Genomic DNA, 21,100 nt, shown 5'->3' on the forward strand with positions numbered 1-21,100 from the left:
CGCATTACTTGACGCGCTGGCCCTATCTCCGATGGCAACGCTGGAGTCACCGGCTGCGATGGTGCCGACGCCAAGCGACACACTGTTCTTGCCCGAGGCAAGATTGGCGCCGGCCTTCAACGCACTGATAAACTGATTAACGCCGTCTTCGTCCACCGCCACACCGGCAATTTCGGTAATCTGGTCTGAACCGGTGGGGTTGTAGGTCCCATCGGGGTTGAGCGGCGTGCCGATTGCCGTCACCGGTACGCCATTGATCGACGTCAAGTCGGCGCCATCAACAGCCAAATCCAGAATCGTGATGGGATCGCCAGTCGTACCAATGGAAGTGGCATTCTCACCCAGGGCTAGAGTTTGCTTGCCTAAGGCAATCGAGTTTTCGGCCTTCGCCTGCGCTTGGTTGCCAATGGCCGTTCCGGACTCCAAGGCCGCGTTGGCCTGGTTCCCCACCGCCAAGGTGTTGCCCGCCTCGGCACGGGCCTGGTTGCCCAGGGCAATGCCGTTGTCTGCCAAGCTGCTAGTCGTGGCACCCAATCCTGCGGCTAAGCTGTTGGTGCCGCCAGCGACGCTGCTGGGGCCAATGGCGACAGACTCAGAGCCGTTAGCCTGAGCATCAATATCGTCAGAATTCGCACGAAAATATTTGACGCCTGGGGAGTTCTCATCGACACCCAGATTGGTCAGAGAATCGTTGATTGTAATGATGTCGGTTTCATTGTCACCGACTCGGGTGTCGAGATTGCCAAGATCGGTATCCAGGCCCGCTATATCAGTTTCATTAGTGGCAACGCGACCATCGAGGGCCGTGATGGCCGACTCATTGTCACCGACTTGGGTGTCGAGATTGCCAAGATCGACATCCAGGCCCGCAATATCAGTTTCATTAGAGGCAACGCGACCATCGAGGCCCGTGATGGCCGACTCATTGTCACCGACTCGGGTGTCGAGATTGCCAAGATCGGTATCCAGGCCCGCTATATCAGTTTCATTAGTAGCAACGCGACCATCGAGGCCAGTGATGGCCGACTTATTGTCACCGACTCGGGTGTCGAGATCGCCAAGATCGACATCCAGGCCCGCAATATCAGTTTCATTGGTGGCAACGCGACCATCGAGGCCCGTGATGGCCGATTCATTGTCACCGACTCGGGTGTCGAGATTGCCAAGATCGGCATCCAGGCCTGCAGTATCAGCTTCATTTGTGGCAACGCGACTATCTAAGCCCGCAATATCAGTTTCATTGGTGGTAACGCGCCCATCCAGGCTAGTGATGGCTGACGCATTGTTACCGATACCGGCAATATCACTGACTGTGGCAACATCCTCGCCACCGACGGTGAGCGACCCAGTGATAGTAGCGGCTCTACTCACCTCTAGGGCGCCAAGAATAGCGTCGTCGTTGATCGTCAGGTTGTCGAAAGTGGCGTCCTCTGCGGTAGCCATAGCACTCACCCCACTACCGACCAGTCCTATCGCCACGACCAAGGGGCGCAAGATACCTGCAGGTAAGACTTTCACAGCTTCCGCTGGCACCACCTGGAGCCGCTGCCCACTTGGCTTACCCTTAGAGTGAGCCGCCTCCGACGTAACTACCAGGCGGCCAAGAGTGCTGTTCCAGATGACTTTAAATATCTTGTTCATACTCACCTGCGAGGTATCGTTCTAATTGACTGACGCGACCTTAGTTTGTATTGCAGCAAGCAAACCACCCCGACCCAAAAGGGTAGTTTGATACAAGGCCTCAAATTTTCTACTGAAAATCAACACAATATTAAATATTTTTTCAAATACTTAATGATGCACAAAAAATCACACTTCAGCAATCATATTTAGGCTCTTCGACGCCAGGTGTGGAATTAGTGCCCTGGAATGGTCCAGGATATGGGCCCCGAACAGACTGGAGAATTGACATGGATGGTACTCAGGTCCTGACCCTTGGCTTGGGCTTGCAAGCGCCTTGGAAACTCAAGGACCAGCATCTGGATACCACGTCATCTCCGCATCGTCTCGAGCTTTACGTGGAAGCCGACCGGGGGAGCCTTTATGCCTGCCCGGAATGCGGCAAGGCATGCCCGGCGCATGACTTTGCCGACAAGTCCTGGCGACACCTGAACTTCTTCCAGCATCATTGCTATCTCTATGCCCGCGTCCCTCGCACCCGGTGTCCAGAGCACGGCGTCAAGCGAGTCGAGGTGCCCTGGGCTCGCCCTGATAGTGGTTTCACACTGTTGTTTGAACAGGCTGCCATGTCGTTGGTCAGGGAGATGCCTGTGCTCGCCGTCTCTCGGCAATTGGAAGTCACTGACAAGCGTTTGTGGCGCATCGTGCATCATTACGTAGGCCGTATGCTGGGAGACCTGGATCTTTCTCAGGTTGCCAATGTCGGGGTAGACGAAACGGCATCACGTCGAGGGCAACGTTACGTCACCGTATTTCTCGATATGCAACGCCAACAAGAGCCGGTGATCTTTGCTGTCCAAGGACGTGGCAAAGAGACGATCAAGGCGTTCAGCGCCTTTCTAGAGGCACATGGCGGCGCCCCGGGCAATGTGGTTGAAGTCGTGTGTGACATGTCGCCGGCCTTCCTCAATGGCACTGCTGAACATCTTCCTGATGCTCGAGTGACGGTTGACTGGTTCCATATCGTGCAGACGTTCACCAAGGCGTTGGATGAAGTGCGTAAGCGGGAACGTCGAGAAAAAACCCATCCCAAGGCCCTGCGCTGGGCAGTGCTGAAAAGCATGGATAACCACAACCTGACGGAAAAGCAGCTGGTCGCCCTCCGGGAGCTGGTTGCTGACCAAGGGGCTACCGCGAATGCATGGATTATCAAGGAAAAGCTGAGGTGGATTCGTCGCGCACCGACAGCGCGCGGGGCTCGTTGGCGCATCACGAATTACCTCAATGTGATGCGTGAGGCAGTCGCCGGCCACACGCTCCTCAAGCCAATGGCAAAAGCACTCAATACGTTGGAGCGACATGCCGACCAGGTTGTGAGGCGCTGGTGTTCAGGCCTGACGAACGCACGTCTGGAAGGCATGAACGGCCTCTTTCAGGCTGCCAGATCTCGCGCTCGCGGCTACCGAAACGAAAGCAATTTCATTGCGATGATCTACCTGATCGGCAGCCCCGTGGGGCGCATGCTGGATGAAGCCAAATCCACATGAAACGTCGAAGAGCCCATATTTACCTAGATTTGTAGAATAAGTGCACGCTAGCCATTCAGAGCCTCGTCTTGTGCGATAGAGAGCTTCGAGAATACTAATCTTGCCCGGCGGCAGTGAAGCGGATCCGGGAATTCGGACTAGGCGCTAAGCTCTGACCAGACCGACCAGGAGAGCTTGATCATGAGCAGGAAACGTCGACAGTACAGCAGAGGGTTCAAAGCCAAGATAGCCTTCGCCGCCCCCCCCAAAAAAAGGGGGGGGGCAGACCACGTCGGAGATCGCGGCCCGCTTCGAGATCCACCCAACCATGGTGAGCCAGTGGAAACGCGAACTGATGGACAACGCCACCGGCATCTTCGAGAGCCAGAATTCCAGTCTTGCCTGAGGCTACCAAACCGAGATGCCCTCCATCTCCTCCCAAGCCCTAGCCACCGAACCTGAATTCACCGACGAGGAAAACGTAGCTTGAAGGAGTTGGCACGTTAACAACTCATCACCCTAAGAAGTGAGCGAGCTCATGATCGAATGTTTCGACTTTCAGCTGAACGAAAAGCCGAAATGGTGCCACCCACTCATCATTGTCGAGAAAAGGCTGCCGTAAGGGCTATCTGGGCAAAGGCATATCACAAGGCATTCCTAACCCTCTCCGAACAACCTACGACGGAGGGCGACACATGAGACGTCGATCGCAAAACCGTCTACTGAAGGGCAACTCCCCCTCGCGTGGCTGGCAGGCACGATGCATCGAAACCGCGCTGCAGACATTGAGAGAGGACCGCCCTCACTTCCTATGTCAAGCCATCCCGGGGGGGGTCGGAAAAATGCTGGTGTCGGCGGTTCTGGCTGAAGAGCTGATACTTCTGGCAGCATCGATCAGGCTCTCTACTTGGGCCAGACAACGGCGATCGTTCAGCATGCAAGAACACAGTTTGAACAGGTGCTGAGACGCCCATTGTGAGGAAACCTCCACGACGTGGGCACCTGCGTAACCCATTACGCGCTTCAATATCGACTCGAGGAGTTGAAGACGCTTTGTCAGTGATGCCGAGTCTTGATGGCTTGAGATGAAAGTCATATGCCGCCAGCCAAACCAGCCTCGATGGCGAGCATATCCCGGGACTGAATCAATGGGGGAAAGCCCTGCCACCCCTTGAGCGACACATTCGTTTCACCTTCGCGCTTTCCGGCACATCGTGACGGACAGATGGTAGTTGTCTCCCGCTATTGCATTACCATGAGCACGAAACATACTTATCGCTCAAGGCTCCGCACCGCCCTACTCGTCACCAGGTTCCAGGCTTCGTCTACTCGCTGCGAGACGCCATCAACGATCAAGTGTGCAGCCCCCCTAACGATTCATCTGCTGGATAATCGCGACATTCTGCTGCGAACCAGGTCAGCAAGCGCCTATCACACGACGGTATAGCGCTATCAAAACCTTCCCGCACTGATGCGGCACCTCAAAGTGTCGTATGCAAGTCTGGTACGCCATCGCTAGCTTAACAGGCATCTTCTGATGCTGGCCGCTGACAGCCTAGCTCGATGGCGGGAGCAAGATCCACAGGCATGTGGATTGGTTATCGCATCCGATATTGCCCATGCCAACGCCATTGCCCTCTGCTAGAGCAGCAGAGGTATATCTCACCTGCCTAGCCGCCAGCCAGTCACCTGATGCCCACAAGAGATTAGCGAGCTTTCAGCAGGCTCGGACGCAATGGATCGTCTCGGTCAATATGGCCAGCGAAGGCGTCGGCCTACCGCGGCTTCGCGTGTGTTGTTATTTGAGCCATATCAAGACCGAGCAGTACTTTTGACAGGCATTGGGCCGAATCTCTCGTCGTCAGCACCACCATGATGCACTTTGTAATTTCTATATACTCCAAGACCCCTTTGCCAAACGCATGCTGGAAGACCTGCCGGAGCCGCACTCGCGAATCCAGTACTCAAGCTTCGCCGGCAGCCCCGTCCAGCGCTCGTCTCGTGCACTACCGATATGCCAAGCACCAAATCTCGACTACACATCAGACAGCGATGTGTTGCTGCCCTCTCCCAGACGGCCACCCAGCACTCTCCCACCCTATCATTTACCTGCGCTAGCAGCAGGGAGACGCCTTTCCGATACAGATCAGGTACTGATCTCGGGTATTCATTTCTCTCAAGACTACATCACGCTGCGGCTACCGGCACGTCAGATGACACAGTGGACATGCCAGCCCCGGGTCGCGGTATGTGAAAGGCTGTCAGGCCATCGTCGCGCCCTCTTTCGTATTCTCTTGGTCGAACACGGAACGACACACCCGTCATCAGGAGGAGGCGATGTCCTTTGAGGACAGCCACCTGCTGCCGCATGAAGACACCTCTGCATCCCTTCCCGACTGGCCATATTCCATGATGTCCCCACACCGGGCCCGGCCGGTTAGCGGCTCGTGAAGGTCATACGAGTAGGGCTATCCATCGGGGATATCTGCCCAGAGAGGCAGCGCAACCCGCTTGGCTTCCTGGATGCAAAGCCACGATATGGCGTAATCAGTCAACACCCTTTATCTCCACACCACAAATAGTGAATACAATAAATCATATAATAACGTGGCACTCACCATAATCTAACACCACAAATTACTTCCCTTTCGCCATGGCACCGCGTTACGATGTCACCTCACTTATCCTCGCACCACACCACTCGACATTCCTTCAGAGACGGAAATTTCCGGTCAGCGCGCTGCGCTCGACCCACACCTCCTGCAGCCAGCATAACCTCTTGACCTAACTCATAAAATTGGCATATTTTGCTGAATGACAAGGAACGCCGAACCCTAGAATGGCTTACCATATGACAACAAAGTGCGATTTCGCACCTATTGCCCTACAGCAAGTGATTGATTTAATTAAGCACATAAAATAACGGGGATTACATTAATTCTGGACCGAAGTAAGTTTCTAGGAAAATACTCAGGAGGCCTAGATACCGCAGGTGCTGCGCTTATTGCTTGAATTCAGGCCCTGCAACTACTCGAAGTGAGCATCACTGAATCCTTGTATCAATTTACCAGTACGCATCACGGGTCATTTTCTCGGGTTCTATCCACCCCATAAGAAAAATGCATACCCTCCGATAACACTCACCCCCTACTTAGGTCCCATGCCTCGCTCCCATAATGGCCACGATATACAACCGTGCTAATGGAGAGATGCCTGCATGTCCCTGACCAATGCCCTGTCCGATGCGCTGCCGCTGACCCTGAGCGAGTCGCCGCTGTCACTGAACCTGATCACCGCCGAAGGCCTGGAGCCGGTCAGCCCGCTGTGGCTGCGCGAGCGCACCCAGGACCCGGAGCAGCTCGATGAGGTGACCACCCAGCGTCTGTTCGATTCGCATGCCATCGACGTCAACCTCGAGCTGACCGCGGCGCGCCCGGTCGATGAGACGCACGTGGAATTCACCTTCAGTGACGGGCATTGCGAGGTGTATGACCTCACCATGCTGGCGCATGAACTGCAGGGCATCACGCCGTTCCCCAAGCCCGAGAGCTGGGATGCGAGCATCGATCAGCAGGCGCAGCGCGTCGACTGGGAGAAGATGGGCAACAATGAGGACTTCCAGAAGGCATTGAAGGCCTATCTGCGCTTTGGCTACATCATCGTGCAGAACGTACCGACCGATCCGGAGCGCATTCTGGAAGTGGCCGGTCACTTCGGCTACGTGAAGGACACCAACTTCGGCAGCTACTTCGAGGTGTACTCGCGTCCGACGGGCAATGACCTGGCCTACCGCAGCGTGGCGCTCGGGCCGCACACCGACAACCCGTATCGTGATCCGGTGCCGGGCATCCAGATGCTGCACTGCCTGGTCAACGAGACCACCGGCGGCCTGTCCACGCTGGTCGACAGCCTCAATGCGCTCAAGCAGCTCAAGGCCGAGATGCCGGAAGGCTATGAACTGCTGCGCACCACGCCGGTCGGCTTCCGCTTCCTGGATGCCGGTACCGAGCTGACCACCCGTCGCTGCGTGATTCGCGAGAATTCCGATGGTGAGCCCATCGGCGTCAACTACAGCCCGCGCCTCGATCACCTGCCGCACATGTCGCTGGAAAACACTCGCCGCTACCATCAGGCGCGCCAGCGTCTGGGGCAGCTGTTCCAGAACCCGGCCAACGAGATTCGCTTCCAACTCGAATCCGGAGAGCTGATGATGTTCGACAACACCCGCGTGCTGCATGGCCGTACGGCGTTCGACACCAATGAGGGGCACCGCCACCTGCAGGGCTGCTACATGGATAGCGATGGCCCGCGTGAGCGCTTCGCCACTACCCTGATGCGTCAGCGTCAGCAGCAGGCACAACAAGAAAACCGTGAGGAAATGGCGTAATGGATCAGGTTTCATTCACTCAGATGAAGGACGGCACCGCAGAAGACTATGCGTTGCTCGAGCGTCTTGAAGACCAGTTCAATGAAGGGCTGGTGGAGCGCCTCAAGCTTGCCCTGCGCAAGCTCGATGATGGCCTGAGCGGCTACAAGGTCAGCCGTCTGGAGCATTCTCTGCAGTCGGCGGCGCGCGCCGAAGCCGATGGCGCCGATGACGACCTGGTCGTCGCCACTCTGCTGCATGATCTCGGCGATGAGCTGGCGCCCTACAATCACTCGCAGCTGGCCGCCGCCATCATTCGCCCGTACGTACGTGCCGAAGTGACCTGGATCATCCATCACCATGGCCTGTTCCAGAAGTTCTACTACGGTCACTTCTACGGCGAGGACCGCAACGAGCGCGAGATCTACAAGGACCACCCCTGGTATCAGAAGTGCGTGGATTTCTGCGAGCGTTATGATCAGGCGGCCTTCGATCCCGACTACCCGACCCCGCCGCTGGAGCACTTCGAACCGGCACTGCGTCGCGTCTTCGCGCGCAAGCCCTTCGATCCGGACGTGATCGGCGAAGAGCCGGCCGGCGGTTTCGACAGCCGCGTCTGAGCATGTGAAGGCGGGGGCGTGAAACGCGCCTGACCTGCTCCGCTCCCCCGCTTGACCATTGCCCTCACTGGCCTGCCCAGTGGGGGCAATCTGGTTTGTGGGCGTTGCGTTGAGTGCTCCACGTCAACAAGGGGTTGAACCTCGCCACTCAACCTTCATCATCATTGGCTAACGTCAGCGTCAATGAAGGCGGTGCCGGTACGGCCGTCTTTCCCTCGCGGATCATCCCCCTTCCCCAACCCGACAGGCAGACGCATGGAACATCTCTTCATCTACGGTCCACTGGGCCCCGGCGGCCTCAACGAACATGTCATCGCCAATATCGACGGCGAATGGAGCTCGGCCTATCTACGCGGCCGACTGGAAAACACCGATCACGGCGATGAACACAACTTCCCGGGGCTGGTCGTCGACAACACGGGCCAGGTGATACGCGGCCACGTGTTCTCCTCGGCGCAATTGCCCGAGCATTGGGATGCCCTCGATGACTTCGAGGGCCCCATCTATCAGCGCACCGTCACCACCGTCATTCTCGATGACAATCGTGAACTCGAGGCCTATGTCTACGCCCTGCCGCAGTGAGACTCACGCGCGGCACGGATAGCGATTGCTGGCCCGTGGCAAGAGATGGATGGATCGTGGCTAGTGATGGATGGATCGTGGCAAGTGATGAATGGCGGCCCGCCGCCTTGCGCCCGGATGGAGTAACATTGCCCTTCGGGCGATGCATGGCCAGTCAGCGCCAGCGTCCTCATTCATGCATCACAAGGGAGATTCCTCATGCAGCTTGAAGGTTCCTGCCACTGCAAGGCCGTCACATTCCAGCTCGAATCGCCGCACCCCTATCCGTATCAGCGCTGCTATTGCTCGATCTGTCGCAAGACGGCGGGCAGCGGTGGCTACGCGATCAATCTGGCGGGCGATGCCAACACCCTGAAGGTGGAAGGCCGGGACAATCTCTCCATCTATCACGCGGTGACCGACGGAGTCGAAAGTCCGGCGGAACGCCACTTCTGCAAGCGCTGCGGCAGTGCGCTGTGGCTCTACGATGCCCGCTGGCCGGAGCTGATTCACCCTCAGGCGGGGGCGATCGACACCCCGCTGCCCGTGCCGCCGGAACATGTCCACATCATGCTCGACAGCAAGGCCAACTGGGTGGAAGTCGCGCACGAAGCGCGTGATGCTCATCACGCCGAGTATCCCGAAGAGAGCATTGCCGCCTGGCATGCGCGAATTGCCGAGCGCGACACCGACTGATATCGGCGGCGCGTCAATCAGGACCAGCAACGCCTCGATCAGGATCCGATGCGACGCTGGTCAGGATCCGTTGCGACCTCACGGCCGGCTCTACCGGGCTGAGCGTTGATGTCATTCGCTGCGTCGCGTATAAGTGCCGCCTATACAAGGCGGCACTCCTGTTCGTATCCGGTGATCCTTGGCTGATGCCTTCTCATGCCTTATCCAGGCAATCGCCCGAGCCATCAGCCAGGCCATCATCTAGGCCAATGCAGTACGACAGGAGCGCCGCGACAGCGCATCACAGTGAGGACTCTCGTGCCGGCCCGAAAGACAAGCTCCCCAGCGCCGCTGGAAAGCGCAAGCCCTCTGGATGACCTGCCCTCCCTGCGCGGGCTGGTCGCCTTTGACGTGACGGTCCGCCTGGGGTCGATGACGGCCGCCGCCAGTGAGCTGGATACCACCCAGCCCACCATCTCCCAGCGCATCCGAGCGCTGGAGGAGCACCTGGGCCATCCGCTGTTCGATCGCCAGGGCGGCCGGCTGATCCTCAATCACTACGGCGAGACCTTCCATGCCGAACTGGCAGGCGGGCTTGGCAAGGTATGCAGCGCCGTCACGGAAGCACGTCGCAAGGTGCACAAGCCGACCCCGCGTATCACCATCGCCGCGGGCGCCGGTTTCGCGCATGTCTGGCTGCGCCCGCGCCTGGAGCGGCTGGAACAGGATTTCCCCGACTGCCATTTCACGCTGCTGCCGATCGATCGTGATGAAGACCCGCAGATGCAGCAGGCCGACATCGCGATCCGCTTCGGCCCGCCGCTGACGGGCGATCATCGCGATACGCTGGTGGTCGCGGAGCGCGCCTTCCCGGTCTGCTCCCCGGACTACGCCCGGCGTCATGGGCTCGAGAAGGGGCTGGATGCCGAGGCGCTGTCGCGTATCACCCTGCTGCACCTGGACATGCGCGACACCCGCTGGCTGGACTGGGCCACCTGGTGCCGCCACGCGGGACTGCCGGTGCCGCGCCTCGACAAGGCCTTCCCCTACAACAACTTCCCGCTGACGCTCAATGCCGCCGTCAATCATCAGGGCGTCGCGCTGGGCTGGAGCCACGTCATCCAGGACCTGCTCGACAACGGCTCGCTGATCGCCCTGACGCCGCATATCTCGCGGGACCGCCACGGCTATCGCATGAGTGTCCGCCATCCTAACAGTGCCGTGATCCAACCCATCACCCGCTGGCTGACACGCGAATTTTCCGGCCTCGAGATTCCGGGGCCTACCTCAAGGCAGCCATGAGTTGCCGCAAGCCCTCGCTCCGTCCGGCGCGCGCCGCCGAGACAGGCTTCTCCCCCCGACGAACGACAGAGACTCCCATGCAGCATCTATTCATCTACGGCACCCTCGGCCCGGGCGGCCCCAACGAACACGTCATGCTCGACATTGGCGGCAGCTGGACACCCGGCACCCTCAAGGGCCGCCTGGAGGCAGCTGGCTGGGGGGCTGAGATGGGCTTTCCGGGGCTGAGACTGGATGAGGCGGGCGACACCATCCGCGGTCACGTCTTCTACTCCGACAACCTGGCCGATCACTGGCAGGCGCTGGATGATTTCGAAGGCAGCGAATACCTTCGCCAGCCGGCCACGATCACGCTGGAAGATGGCAGCACCCTGACGGCACAGGTCTACGCGCTGAGCCAGCCGTAAGCTGCTCCATGAACTGTTTCATGAACTGCTCCATAAGCTGATCAGTGCGCTGATGCCCGGCGTCGCTGCCTGGGTGTCGAGGTCTGAGCGCTGATGCCCGGCGTCGAGGTCTGAGCGCCGAGGTCTGAGCGTCAATGCCTCGGCGCGCTACAGCGAGACCTTCAGATACTCCAACACCCGTCTGGCGCGCGCCGAGAGCGGCCATTCCGCTCGCGTGAGCAACCATAGGGTATCGACCACCTCCGTGCTGCCCTCAGGCGGTGGCACCACCCGGATGGCCTGATGATCAGGGAAGGCCTCGCGGGCATGGCGCGGCACGACGCTGAAGCCCAACCCACGGGCGACCGGCTCCAGAATCAGGCTGATCTGGTTGGTGGAGCCACTGCGCGGCAATGAGCTGATGCCCGGATTGCCCGGAAAGCGCCGACTCAACAGGCGCGAGGCCATGTCCTGACCATCCGGGTGATCGATGAAGCCCAGTGTCTCGAGATCCCCCCAGTCATGGATCTCGACCCCCGCCGGCACCACCAGCTCAAGGGGCTCACGCGCCCACTCCGTCACGCTCAGGCGCGGGTCATCCGGCTTGAGCGTGACGATCCCCAGCTCGAAGCGATTCTCCAGCACGGCCTCCACCACCTCGCGCGTCGGCGCGAAGCGATGGTGGACATTGAGGCCCGGCGACTCCTGCTGAAGCGCCAGCAAGCGCGGATAGATCGCCAGGCCGATACTGCCCGGCGTGATCAACCGAATGTCGCCATGACTGTCTTCATTGCCCGCCAGGCGCTGGGCCAGGCGCTGCTCGGCGGTTTCCATCTCGCGCGCGAAATCCAGCAGTGCATGGCCGGCCGGCGTCAGTTCGATCTTGCGCGGATGACGAATCAACAGCGTGCCAAGCCGGGTTTCCAGCTGGCGCACATGCTGACTGACGGCGGCCTGGGTCAGATCGAGCCGCTCCGCGGTGCGCGTGAAGTTGCCGACACTCACCAGGGTGCGAAAGGTGCGTAGCCATTGGGGTTGCAGCATTCAAGCTCCTGGGGGCTGGAAGAATCAGAGGACAGAATCAGGGAGTCAGCGTCAGAGGAGTAGCATCAGCAAGATTGCGACGGATAACCCCTACCGCCATAAGCAAGTCTTATCATTATCATAACAGCCACGCAGTTTTCATTATTGCTCATGACGCCCAAGATGGCATCCAACGTCACGCAGGCAGTGACCGAGCCATTTCTTCACGACTCACATATCGAGGTGACTCATGAGCAACGAAAAGAACACACCGTATCCGCGCACCTTCTCCCACATCGGCCTGTCCGTTGGTGATGTGGAAGCCGCAGTCAAGTTCTACACCGAAGTGCTGGGCTGGTACGTGGTGATGGAGCCGACCACCATCACCGAAGATGACTCCGCCATCGGCGTGATGTGCAGCGATGTCTTCGGTCCGGGCTGGGGCAGCTTCCGCATCGCCCACCTGTCCACCGGCGACCGTATCGGTGTCGAGATCTTCGAATTCCCGAACCACGAGACACCGGAAAACAACTTCGAGTACTGGAAGACCGGCATCTTCCACTTCTGCGTCCAGGACCCGGACGTCGAAGGTCTGGCCGAGCGCATCGTCGCCGCCGGCGGCAAGCAGCGCATGCCGGTACGCGAGTACTTCCCGGGTGAGAAGCCGTTCCGCATGGTCTACATGGAAGACCCGTTCGGCAATATCCTCGAGGTCTATAGCCACAGCTATGAAATGACCTACGCCGCCGGTGCCTACCAGAACTGAGCACGGCCGCAGACGTCAGATACAGCAAGGCCCCGCCATGGCGGGGCCTTGCTGTATCTGACATTTGTGCTCGAGACATCCCGACAGGAACCTCGAGAGCAACTCACGATGACCTTCGTCGGGGCGAGTCCAGCGAAAGCCCACCCGCTCACGCCTCAATGGATGACGGGCATGCTGCGCACACGACGGTAAAGACTCTGACTGGCGAGTTCCGGACTGAGCAAGGCAATCCGTGCCTTCTGCACTGCAAGCTCACGTTGCAACAACGACCAGGTGCCGATGAACTCGGCACACTCACCACAGTGCACCAGGTAATCGTCAGAGCGCTCATGATATTGGTAATCCATGCTCAGGCAGTTACATACCGGGCAGGACAGAACGGCGTTGGCTTTCTCATCCATGATTCGATTCCCTGGAGCCACACTGATTGAATTCACGGCAATGATCACACGCGTTCAGGTAATCATTACGGGTGTGAAAATCCCTCATACTCTGCAAAACCCGCTGAACTCACACTATCCATGATGTGATATCTGTACAACTCTCACTTGTGGGCGACATTTCTCGAAACGTTAACCAGTGGTAACTTGCTGGCGTGTTCAGCACGTTGATCTCATCGCGACTCGCCAGTCACCATGACCGCGACGAACACCCCGATAGCAAATCACTTCTCCATGATTACACAGCGATACGCAAGACTACATTCGCTGACCGATGACGTGCCGGCTTCAGACTCGCGAAACCGCAAAGCGCGCATGCCCTGCAGGTTCTGTCGCCAAACGGGCATGAAAAAACCCACCCTGGAGGGTGGGTTTTACGTGAATCCCTTCGGCTGTTACCGCCAGCAGATCATTTCATCTTGCGCGCCGAATCATCCTGCTCGATACGGGTCAGTAGCTTGTCAAAGACGCCAGTCGCCAACAGCACAAAGGTGACGGCCAAGCCAAGCCCCATCCAGATAGCGATATTGCTCATTGTCCCTTACCCCTGCTGTTTTCTTGGTTTTTTCAGCCCTTCTGCGACGCAATATGGCGTAAATTCAATATTTGTACAACATTTGATCATGAAAACATCGACCGCCGTCAGGCGCTGAGGCTGCCGGTGCCATTCCAGACCTCTGACCGGCGTCATCACACTACCAACGGCCATGATTTGAGCAATCGCTCAACAACGGGTAGTCTTGCGTCATGAAGAAAGTGACGCGGGCTTGCCAGCGCTGATTCCTTGGCGCTGATCCGCTGGTGCTACCCCTTGACGCTACCCGTCGGTCGGCTACCTCGCTTCGCGCCCACTGCATGTCTGAAATATCACCCCAGGAGTCACCATGTCTGACACGACCTTTCCCGACGTACTGGTGTTCGACGTCAACGAGACACTGCTCGACATCACCACTCTCTCGCCGTTGTTCGCACGCGTGTTCGGTGATGAAAGCGTGTTGCGCGAATGGTTCGCACAGCTGGTGCTGTACTCGCAGACCATGACGCTCTCACAACGCTATACCCCCTTCGGTGCGCTCGGCGTGGGCGCCCTGAAGATGGTCGCCGACATTCATCAGGTCAGACTCGCGGATGACGATATCGATGAGCTCAAGTCGCGCATGGCCGAGATGCCGGCCCATCCCGATGTCGCCCCGGCGCTTGAGCGCCTCAAGCAGGCCGGTTTCCGCCTGGTGACGCTGACCAATTCCCCCGCAGGCGCCTCCCCGACGCCGCTGGAGAAGGCCGGTATCAGCGAGGCCTTCGAGCAGCACTTCAGCGTCGACAGCGTCAAGCAGTTCAAGCCAGCGCCGGCCACCTATCAGCATGTCGCCGAGCAGCTCGAGGTCGAACTGGGCGACATGTGCATGATCGCCTGCCATGTGTGGGACACCATCGGTGCCCAGGCCGCCGGCATGCAGGGTGCCCTGCTGACGCGCCCGCACAATGCCGTGCTGCCCGCCGAGAATGTGCCGACCCCGGACTTCATCGCCGCGGAGCTGATGACCCTGGCGGACCAGCTGATCGCGGCCAGGGAGGCCTGAGCGAGCCCTGGCCTCTGAGCTCTCTTGCTAGACTCTCTTTCTAGACTCTCTTTCCAAACTCTCTTTCCAAACTGAGTTTCTCAGCTCTGTCTCTGAGTGCTGCCTAGTAAATAAACGCCGCTCGCCCATTCGGGTGAGCGGCGTTGCTGTGCCTGCCTTTCTGTTCGCCCTCTCCACTATCTCGCCGTTCGATCCGCCGCCGCACACGGCAGCCTTGCCGCCTTGGCGGGACGCGCTCACTTGAGTGAACGAAAGGCCTTGAGCATCTCGTCACGTGTCGCCTGCAGCGCGGCCTGAATCTCCGCCTTGCGCTCGCTGATGCGCCACGAGGGGCCGACCACGGACACGGAGTAATGACCCTGGCTGGTCTCCAGGCCGATTCCGATCGCGCCGACTCCCTGCATATGCTCATCCTCGTCATGACCGATGCCGGTGCGACGCACCTCGGCCAGTTGCGTCAGCAGTGCCGGCATCGCGAGGGTGTTGTTCGTGTAGGCCGTGAGTTCCGTGCCCAACAGGCGCTCCACCTGTTCATCCTCGAGATGCGAGAGCAGCACCTTGCCGCTGGCTGTCGCATGCAATGACAGGAAATTGCCGGCCATCGGCGATACCCGCAGCGGCAGCGGCGACAACACCGAGTGCAGTATCAGCAGCTCGTTGCCGCTCAGACTGCAGAGCACCACCGTTTCCTCGGTGGAGCCGCTCAATGCCTCCAGAAACGACTTGGCATGCGTGGTGATGTCCAGCTGGCTATGGCGCGCCAGCCGCATCAGCGCAGAGCCGAGCCGTATCCCGCCATGGCCGTGGATTTCCAGCAGGTCTTCCTGGGCCAGCGCATCGACCAGCCGCTTGACGGTCGAGCGCGGCAGATCGTTCCTGGCGGCGATCTCCCCCAGGCTCATGCCCTGCTCACTGCCTTCCAGACTCTTGAGAATCGCCGCCACCCTGGCCACGACCTGCACGCCACTACCTTCTCTTGTGGACACAGACACAACTCCTTAACAAGCTAACTACTTGCCTAACGAAACCACCAAGTGGTACAGTGTACCGCATAACGAGACACCCAAGGTGTCTAGCGCTTCACCTCAAAACGGGAACTCTACAGTGGCCGCTCCTCAACCCTTCAATCTACGACTCGCACTCGGTCTTGTGGGCATTCTGCTCGCATCGCTGATGTCCGGTGTGGGAGAGCGTGTCACGCAGACCGTCCTGACGGATGTGGTCGGACACTTCGGCTTCTCCCACGATGAGGGCAGCTGGCTGACCACCATCTACAGCGCGGCGGAAGTCTCGATGATGCTGCTCGCCGGCTGGCTGGCCGTCACCTTCAGCCTGCGCCGCTTCGCTATCGGTGCCTGCCTGTCACTGGCCCTGTTCTCGCTGCTGGTGCCCCTGGCCGACAGCTTCCCGCTGATGGCGGGGCTGCGCGTTGCCCAGGGCCTGGCATCCGGCAGCATCCTGCCGCTGCTGATGATGTCGGCGCTGCGCTTCCTGCCGTGGCACAGCAAGCTCTATGGCCTGTCGGCCTATGCGATGACGGCCACCTTCGGCCCTTATCTGTCGGCACCGCTGGCCGCTCTCTATGGCGACCTGGGCGACTGGAATCTGGTGTTCTGGGAAACCGCGCCGGTATGTCTTCTCGCCGCCGCACTGGTCTCCTGGGGCCTGCCGCAGGACCCGCTCAAGCTGGAACGCTGCAAGCAGTTCGACTGGCTCGGTGCCTTGCTGGGCGTCACCGCCCTGTGCGCGCTGGTCGCCGGCATGACCCAGGGTGAGCGACTCGACTGGGGCAACTCGCCGTTGATCGTCGCCCTGCTGACCACGGGCGGGCTGGTCTTCGTGACCTTCCTGATCCATGAGTGGTTCCACCCGATGCCGCTCTACAAGCTGCAGCTGCTGGCACGTCGCAACTTTGCCTTCGGCATCATCACCCTGTGTACCTTCATGTTCCTGACCCTGGCCGCCGGCACCATTCCCGCCGCCTTCCTGGGGGAAGTGCAGGGCTATCGCCCCATGCAGCTGTTCCCGGTCATGTTGACCATGGCCCTGCCGCAGCTGCTGCTGGCACCGCTGGTGGCGACACTGATCAACCGCAAGAGCGTCGACAGCCGCTACGTGATGGCCACGGGCCTGGTGTTGATCCTGATCAGCTGCCTGCTGGGCTCGCAGCTCACCAGCGACTGGAATCGCGACAACTTCTATCTCATCGAGGTGCTCAACACCCTGGGCCAGCCGATGGTGGTGGTACCGCTGCTGATGAATGCCACCGGGGCGCTCAGCCCGCTGGAAGGGCCGTTCGCCACCGCGATGGTCAACTCGCTGCGCGCCCTGTTCACGGTGGTGGCCTCCACGGTCTACGGAAGCTTCCTCGTCACGCGTGAAGCCCTGCACACCACCCGCCTGGGCGAGGCACTCGGCCTGCAGGGCAATCAGCCCGCCGGACTCATCCAGGTCGATGCGGCAAGCGATATCACCACGCGCATCTCCGAGCAGGCCTCCGTGATGAGCTATGCGGATGCCTACCTCGCCATCATCCCCTTCGTGGTGGCGCTGCTGATACTGGTCATGGTGCTGCCGATTCGCGCCTATCCGCCCCAACCGGCGCCGGCACCGGCACCTCAACCAGAGCCAGCACAGCGCTCTCCGGCTCAGCCCCCTCAGGCTCAGCCCTCTCAGTCTCAGCCCCCTCAAGCACAACCCTCCGGGGCATAGACACAGACAAAGCCGGCGGCTGCCCGTCAGCCAGGATTCAGCCACTTCCCCCTTCTTCGACATAGACGACGAGATACGACACCGACATGAACAAGACACGTACCACCCTACTGTTGAGCGTTCTGGCGCTCCTGCTGGTCGCGACCTACGCGGGCCTCTACTGGAAGGGCCACGATGGCCGCGAAGCCACCAACAATGCCTATGTGCGCGCCGATAGCGTGATGGTGACCACACGCGTCGCGGGCCAGATCGACAAGGTGCTGGTGGAAGACAACGAAGTGGTCAAGGAAGGCCAGATCCTGGCCACGCTGGATGACCGCGATTACCAGGCGTCCCTGCACTCCGCCCAGGCCGATCTCGCCGCCCAGCAGGCAGCGGTCGGTGACCTGGATGCCAACATCGAGCGTCAGCACGCCGTCGTCCAGCAGTCCATCGCCGAGGTGAAGTCCACCCAGGCCTCGCTGCGTTATGCGCGCAATGATGCCAAGCGTTACCGCAGCCTGCGCATGACCAACGCCGCCTCCCAGCAGGACAAGGAAAAGGCCGATGAACAGCAGGGCATCTGGGAAGCCAATCTCGTGCAGGCCCAGGCGGCTCAGCGCTCGGCGGAAAAGCAGATCGGCGTTCTTGAAGCCCAGCGCGTGGAAGCCCTGGCCGAGGTCGAACGCTCTCGTGCAGCGCTCGAGCAGGCGGAATTGAACACCGGCTATACCGTCATTCGTGCGCCGAAGGACGGCATCGTCACCCAGCGCTCACTGCGTGTCGGCGCCTACGTGCAACCGGGTGATTCGCTGCTGGCCATCGTGCCGCACAAGGAAGCCTATGTCGTCGCCAACTATCTCGAGACCCAGATGGCCGAGATGGAGCCGGGCCAACCGGTCGAGATGACGCTGGATAGCCTGCCGGGCAAGACCTTCACTGGCCATGTCGACAGCATCGCACCGGCCTCCAGCAGCGCCTTCTCGGCCGTGGCCAGCGAGAACGCCACCGGCAACTTCACCAAGATCACCCAGCGCATGCCGGCCAAGATCGTGTTCGACCCGAACCAGCCCGACTTCGACAAGGTACGCATCGGCATGTCCGTGATCGCCCATGTCACGACCCAGCAGCCCTGAGCGCCTTGCGACAGTCCTGAACGAGGCTAGACAGTCCTGAACGAGGCTAGACAGCCCTGAACGACTTGCGACAGCCCTGAAACAGTCAAGAGAACCATCCCGGAGGGCACGCCGCCCCGGGACGCCTCTGAAGAACGCCATCACTCGATCATCAAAGGGATCAACACCATGAAAATTCGCGCCGCCGTCACCGCCACCCAAGGCCAGCCCTTCGACCTCAAGGACGTCGAACTCGCGTCCCCCAAGGGAGACGAGATTCTGGTACGTGTCGTGGCCACCGGGGTCTGCCATACCGATGCCGCCGCACGCGACCTGGGCATCGCCCCCTATCCGATCGTGCTCGGCCATGAAGGTGCCGGTGTGGTCGAGCAGATCGGTGACAATGTCCGCGACATGGAAGTGGGCGACCATGTGGTGCTGTCCTTCGCACACTGTGGCCATTGCAGCCACTGCCTGACCGGACACCCGACCGTCTGCGAGCGCGGCGGTGAGCTCAACTTCGGCGGTGTGATGGATGATGGCGGCAAGCGTCTGAGCTGTGACGGCCATGACGTCGCCACCTTCTTCGGCCAGTCGTCCTTCGCCACTCACGCCGTGGTCAGCGAGCGCAATGCCGTCAAGGTCGACAGCGATGTCGATCTCGCCCTGCTGGGTCCGCTGGGTTGCGGCATCCAGACTGGCGCCGGCACCATCCTCAATCGCCTCAAGCCGGGCTTCGGTGACAGTCTCGTCGTGTTCGGCTGTGGCGCCGTGGGCCTGAGTGCCGTGATGGCGGCCAAGATTGCCGGCTGCAAGAACATCATCGCGGTCGACCTGCACGAGAGCCGTCTGGAGCTGGCCCATGAGCTGGGCGCGACCCATAGCGTCAACGGCAAGACCGAGGACCTGGTCGGCGAGATCAAGCGCATCACCGATGGCGGCAGCGAATTCTCCCTCGAGACCACCGGCGTGCCGATGCTGGTACGCAGCTCCCTGCAGGTACTGCGTCCGCTGGGCACCTCTGCCATCGTCGGCCTGACCCACGATGTGACCCTGGACGTGCACCACGACCTGATGGCGGAAGGCAAATCGATGATCGGCGTGATCGAAGGCGACGCCGTGCCGCGCGTCTTCATCCCGCGTCTGGTCGGCTACTACAAGGAAGGCCGCTTCCCCTTCGACAAGCTGATCCAGATGTATGACTTCGATGACATCGAACAGGCCTTCGCGGATTCGAAATCAGGCCTGACCGTCAAGCCGGTGCTGCGCATCAGCACGCTGTAATCAGCGCCTGCGCCACCTGGCCTGAACCGCAAAGCCCCCGTGCGTCACTGACGCACGGGGGCTTTCTTCGTTGGGCGACACGACCTCAATCAGCACGCTCGCGCATTGCCTACGACTGACACAGCTGCCAGGCGTCGTGGTCGATATCGAGCATGGCGGCGATGGCGGCCGAGGCAATGACATGCGTCTGGCCACTGGCCTCGTCATGCACATTGAGACCGCCCTGCACCACCGTCACCTCGGCGCGCCCACGGGGAAGCTCGCGCGCCACCGCGTCCGTATCCACGGCGTCCGGCTCCTGGACCGCGATGGTGACCTCGACGCGCATCTGGTGGTGATCGATGCCGAGTGACTGGAACATCACGATGGAGGAATGATGCAGGGCGTCATGCACCGCACGGCAGGCAGCCTTGGTGTAGTCCATGCCGTAGAGGTCATTGCCGGTGCCCATCTCGAGAATGATGCGTTGCTCGCTCATGACTGACCTCCTGCCGATTGCCCGGGCGTGGAAGAAGTGGACGCCGCGCCGGCGGCCGCCATGTCGAATGACACGATGATGGCGACATTGGCGATCACGCTGACCCCGCTGCCATCCGGCTTGGCGACGTCCAGCCCGCCCTTGACCACGCGCACACTGGGCTGACCGTAGGGAAAGATGCCCAGCAGGGCATCACTGTCGACCTTGTCGGGATGCTGCACGCCGATCTCGACCTCGATCAGCATCGCCTCCTTGGGGAAGCCGAAGGCGTCCGCCGCGTTGAGCGAGTTGTGCCACAGGGCATCGCGGATGCCACGTGCCGCCGCCTCGGTGTAGTTCTGGCTGCGAATGGAGGTGCCCATGCCGAACTGGGTCACCATGCGTGTCTTGGCCACATTACCCCCTGATTTCCTGTCACGGAAAAGACGTACCACTCGCGCCGCCTATCAGCGCGGATGCTTGAAAAGCCCGATCACCCAACCTAACCCGCCCAGCAACAGGGCGCCCTGCCAATCTCCCTGGAACAGCTCGATCAGCGCCAGGACGATTGCCACCAACTGCGCACTGCGCACCGGGCTGACCGTCGCTGTGGGCTTGCGGTCATCCTGCTCTGACATGCGGCCTCCCGTCGCTGGCCCGATGTCTTCATCAGGCGATGACACCCTCG

Annotated in this window: 20 protein-coding genes and 2 pseudogenes; 13 read left to right on the forward strand and 9 right to left on the reverse strand. The window is 60.2% G+C overall.

What is annotated here, in order from left to right; translation table 11 throughout:
• Positions 1 to 30: 30 nt before the first annotated feature.
• Positions 31 to 450: pseudogene (locus LCW13_RS17530) on the reverse strand (hypothetical protein); the annotation flags it as partial.
• Between the two features lie 381 nt (positions 451 to 831).
• Between LCW13_RS17530 and LCW13_RS11255 the strand changes: the two are divergent.
• Positions 832 to 1,221: a hypothetical protein gene (locus tag LCW13_RS11255; RefSeq protein WP_225348195.1), complete on the forward strand. Its 390-nt coding sequence runs from the start codon at positions 832 to 834 to the stop codon at positions 1,219 to 1,221.
• A gap of 330 nt (positions 1,222 to 1,551) precedes the next feature.
• Here the strand turns inward: LCW13_RS11255 and LCW13_RS17535 are convergent.
• A pseudogene (locus LCW13_RS17535) lies at positions 1,552 to 1,641 on the reverse strand (ESPR domain-containing protein); the annotation flags it as partial.
• A 269-nt stretch (positions 1,642 to 1,910) separates the two neighbouring features.
• Here LCW13_RS17535 and LCW13_RS11265 point away from each other — a divergent pair.
• From LCW13_RS11265 to LCW13_RS11295, 7 genes are all read left to right on the forward strand, one after another.
• A complete protein-coding gene (locus LCW13_RS11265; RefSeq protein ID WP_225346886.1) occupies positions 1,911 to 3,167 on the forward strand; it encodes an ISL3 family transposase in 1,257 nt (418 codons plus the stop codon).
• A 3,196-nt stretch (positions 3,168 to 6,363) separates the two neighbouring features.
• On the forward strand, positions 6,364 to 7,533 hold the full coding sequence (locus LCW13_RS11270) for a TauD/TfdA family dioxygenase (protein ID WP_225346915.1): 1,170 nt from the start codon (positions 6,364 to 6,366) through the stop codon (positions 7,531 to 7,533).
• Positions 7,533 to 8,132, forward strand: a complete 600-nt coding sequence (locus tag LCW13_RS11275; RefSeq protein WP_054556215.1) for an HD domain-containing protein — start codon at positions 7,533 to 7,535, stop codon at positions 8,130 to 8,132. Before LCW13_RS11270 ends, LCW13_RS11275 begins: the two co-directional genes overlap by 1 nt.
• A gap of 255 nt (positions 8,133 to 8,387) precedes the next feature.
• On the forward strand, positions 8,388 to 8,714 hold the full coding sequence (locus LCW13_RS11280; protein WP_054556216.1) for a gamma-glutamylcyclotransferase family protein: 327 nt from the start codon (positions 8,388 to 8,390) through the stop codon (positions 8,712 to 8,714).
• A 198-nt stretch (positions 8,715 to 8,912) separates the two neighbouring features.
• Entirely contained in the window at positions 8,913 to 9,389 is a 477-nt protein-coding gene (locus LCW13_RS11285; RefSeq protein ID WP_054556217.1) for a GFA family protein, read from the forward strand.
• 297 nt (positions 9,390 to 9,686) lie between these two features.
• Positions 9,687 to 10,670, forward strand: a complete 984-nt coding sequence (locus LCW13_RS11290) for a LysR substrate-binding domain-containing protein (protein WP_225346916.1) — start codon at positions 9,687 to 9,689, stop codon at positions 10,668 to 10,670.
• 77 nt (positions 10,671 to 10,747) lie between these two features.
• Positions 10,748 to 11,077: a gamma-glutamylcyclotransferase family protein gene (locus LCW13_RS11295; protein WP_225346917.1), complete on the forward strand. Its 330-nt coding sequence runs from the start codon at positions 10,748 to 10,750 to the stop codon at positions 11,075 to 11,077.
• A 147-nt stretch (positions 11,078 to 11,224) separates the two neighbouring features.
• On the opposite strand, the gene LCW13_RS11300 is transcribed toward LCW13_RS11295, so the two are convergent.
• Complete coding sequence (locus LCW13_RS11300; protein WP_054556219.1) at positions 11,225 to 12,100, reverse strand: LysR family transcriptional regulator; 876 nt, start codon at positions 12,098 to 12,100, stop codon at positions 11,225 to 11,227.
• A 229-nt stretch (positions 12,101 to 12,329) separates the two neighbouring features.
• Between LCW13_RS11300 and LCW13_RS11305 the strand changes: the two genes are divergently transcribed.
• Positions 12,330 to 12,845, forward strand: coding sequence for a lactoylglutathione lyase family protein (locus LCW13_RS11305; RefSeq protein WP_043333918.1), 516 nt, complete (start codon positions 12,330 to 12,332; stop codon positions 12,843 to 12,845).
• 155 nt (positions 12,846 to 13,000) lie between these two features.
• Here the strand turns inward: LCW13_RS11305 and LCW13_RS11310 are convergent, their stop codons facing one another.
• Together LCW13_RS11310 and LCW13_RS17445 are read right to left on the reverse strand one after the other, a co-directional pair.
• On the reverse strand, positions 13,001 to 13,246 hold the full coding sequence (locus LCW13_RS11310) for a hypothetical protein (protein ID WP_043333917.1): 246 nt from the start codon (positions 13,244 to 13,246) through the stop codon (positions 13,001 to 13,003).
• Between the two features lie 448 nt (positions 13,247 to 13,694).
• The gene (locus LCW13_RS17445; protein WP_263643033.1) at positions 13,695 to 13,820 is read right to left on the reverse strand and encodes a hypothetical protein; all 126 of its coding nucleotides are present in this window, start codon (positions 13,818 to 13,820) and stop codon (positions 13,695 to 13,697) included.
• A 349-nt stretch (positions 13,821 to 14,169) separates the two neighbouring features.
• Between LCW13_RS17445 and LCW13_RS11315 the strand changes: the two genes are divergently transcribed.
• Entirely contained in the window at positions 14,170 to 14,865 is a 696-nt protein-coding gene (locus LCW13_RS11315; protein WP_225346918.1) for a haloacid dehalogenase type II, read from the forward strand.
• Positions 14,866 to 15,101: 236 nt separating this feature from the next.
• Here the strand turns inward: LCW13_RS11315 and LCW13_RS11320 are convergent, their stop codons facing one another.
• A complete protein-coding gene (locus LCW13_RS11320) occupies positions 15,102 to 15,851 on the reverse strand; it encodes an IclR family transcriptional regulator (RefSeq protein WP_225346919.1) in 750 nt (249 codons plus the stop codon).
• Between the two features lie 118 nt (positions 15,852 to 15,969).
• Here LCW13_RS11320 and LCW13_RS11325 point away from each other — a divergent pair, with 118 nt between their 5' ends.
• The 3 genes from LCW13_RS11325 to LCW13_RS11335 all read left to right on the forward strand — a co-directional run bounded on the left by LCW13_RS11325 (position 15,970) and on the right by LCW13_RS11335 (position 19,955).
• The gene (locus LCW13_RS11325; RefSeq protein ID WP_225346920.1) at positions 15,970 to 17,577 is read left to right on the forward strand and encodes an MFS transporter; all 1,608 of its coding nucleotides are present in this window, start codon (positions 15,970 to 15,972) and stop codon (positions 17,575 to 17,577) included.
• 86 nt (positions 17,578 to 17,663) lie between these two features.
• Positions 17,664 to 18,692, forward strand: coding sequence for an HlyD family secretion protein (locus LCW13_RS11330; protein ID WP_225346921.1), 1,029 nt, complete (start codon positions 17,664 to 17,666; stop codon positions 18,690 to 18,692).
• Positions 18,693 to 18,860: 168 nt separating this feature from the next.
• Positions 18,861 to 19,955 (forward strand): NAD(P)-dependent alcohol dehydrogenase, encoded by a 1,095-nt coding sequence (locus LCW13_RS11335; RefSeq protein WP_225346922.1) that lies wholly within the window; start codon positions 18,861 to 18,863, stop codon positions 19,953 to 19,955.
• A 109-nt stretch (positions 19,956 to 20,064) separates the two neighbouring features.
• Here LCW13_RS11335 and LCW13_RS11340 read toward each other — a convergent pair whose 3' ends face one another.
• The 3 genes from LCW13_RS11340 to LCW13_RS11350 are packed head-to-tail and all read right to left on the reverse strand — an operon-like array spanning position 20,065 to position 21,050.
• Entirely contained in the window at positions 20,065 to 20,433 is a 369-nt protein-coding gene (locus LCW13_RS11340) for a Lin0512 family protein (protein WP_054556226.1), read from the reverse strand.
• Positions 20,430 to 20,828 carry a Lin0512 family protein gene (locus tag LCW13_RS11345; RefSeq protein ID WP_225346923.1) on the reverse strand — a complete coding sequence of 133 codons (399 nt, stop codon included), beginning with the start codon at positions 20,826 to 20,828 and terminating at the stop codon, positions 20,430 to 20,432. Before LCW13_RS11345 ends, LCW13_RS11340 begins: the two co-directional genes overlap by 4 nt.
• 51 nt (positions 20,829 to 20,879) lie before the next feature.
• The gene (locus tag LCW13_RS11350) at positions 20,880 to 21,050 is read right to left on the reverse strand and encodes a hypothetical protein (RefSeq protein WP_153636178.1); all 171 of its coding nucleotides are present in this window, start codon (positions 21,048 to 21,050) and stop codon (positions 20,880 to 20,882) included.
• Positions 21,051 to 21,100: the final 50 nt, after the last annotated feature.

Source organism: Cobetia amphilecti (assembly GCF_020217465.1).
Taxonomy (GTDB): Bacteria; Pseudomonadota; Gammaproteobacteria; order Pseudomonadales; family Halomonadaceae; genus Cobetia; species Cobetia amphilecti.

Bases quoted from the DNA above. Each gene is read 5' to 3' on its own strand.
- LCW13_RS11265 (WP_225346886.1), top strand. From the start codon at position 1,911: ATGGATGGTACTCAGGTCCTGACCCTTGGCTTGGGCTTGCAAGCGCCT.
- LCW13_RS11270 (WP_225346915.1), top strand. From the start codon at position 6,364: ATGTCCCTGACCAATGCCCTGTCCGATGCGCTGCCGCTGACCCTGAGC.
- LCW13_RS11275 (WP_054556215.1), top strand. From the start codon at position 7,533: ATGGATCAGGTTTCATTCACTCAGATGAAGGACGGCACCGCAGAAGAC.
- LCW13_RS11280 (WP_054556216.1), top strand. From the start codon at position 8,388: ATGGAACATCTCTTCATCTACGGTCCACTGGGCCCCGGCGGCCTCAAC.
- LCW13_RS11285 (WP_054556217.1), top strand. From the start codon at position 8,913: ATGCAGCTTGAAGGTTCCTGCCACTGCAAGGCCGTCACATTCCAGCTC.
- LCW13_RS11295 (WP_225346917.1), top strand. From the start codon at position 10,748: ATGCAGCATCTATTCATCTACGGCACCCTCGGCCCGGGCGGCCCCAAC.
- LCW13_RS11300 (WP_054556219.1), bottom strand. From the start codon at position 12,100: ATGCTGCAACCCCAATGGCTACGCACCTTTCGCACCCTGGTGAGTGTC.
- LCW13_RS11305 (WP_043333918.1), top strand. From the start codon at position 12,330: ATGAGCAACGAAAAGAACACACCGTATCCGCGCACCTTCTCCCACATC.
- LCW13_RS11310 (WP_043333917.1), bottom strand. From the start codon at position 13,246: ATGGATGAGAAAGCCAACGCCGTTCTGTCCTGCCCGGTATGTAACTGC.
- LCW13_RS17445 (WP_263643033.1), bottom strand. From the start codon at position 13,820: ATGAGCAATATCGCTATCTGGATGGGGCTTGGCTTGGCCGTCACCTTT.
- LCW13_RS11315 (WP_225346918.1), top strand. From the start codon at position 14,170: ATGTCTGACACGACCTTTCCCGACGTACTGGTGTTCGACGTCAACGAG.
- LCW13_RS11330 (WP_225346921.1), top strand. From the start codon at position 17,664: ATGAACAAGACACGTACCACCCTACTGTTGAGCGTTCTGGCGCTCCTG.
- LCW13_RS11335 (WP_225346922.1), top strand. From the start codon at position 18,861: ATGAAAATTCGCGCCGCCGTCACCGCCACCCAAGGCCAGCCCTTCGAC.
- LCW13_RS11340 (WP_054556226.1), bottom strand. From the start codon at position 20,433: ATGAGCGAGCAACGCATCATTCTCGAGATGGGCACCGGCAATGACCTC.
- LCW13_RS11350 (WP_153636178.1), bottom strand. From the start codon at position 21,050: ATGTCAGAGCAGGATGACCGCAAGCCCACAGCGACGGTCAGCCCGGTG.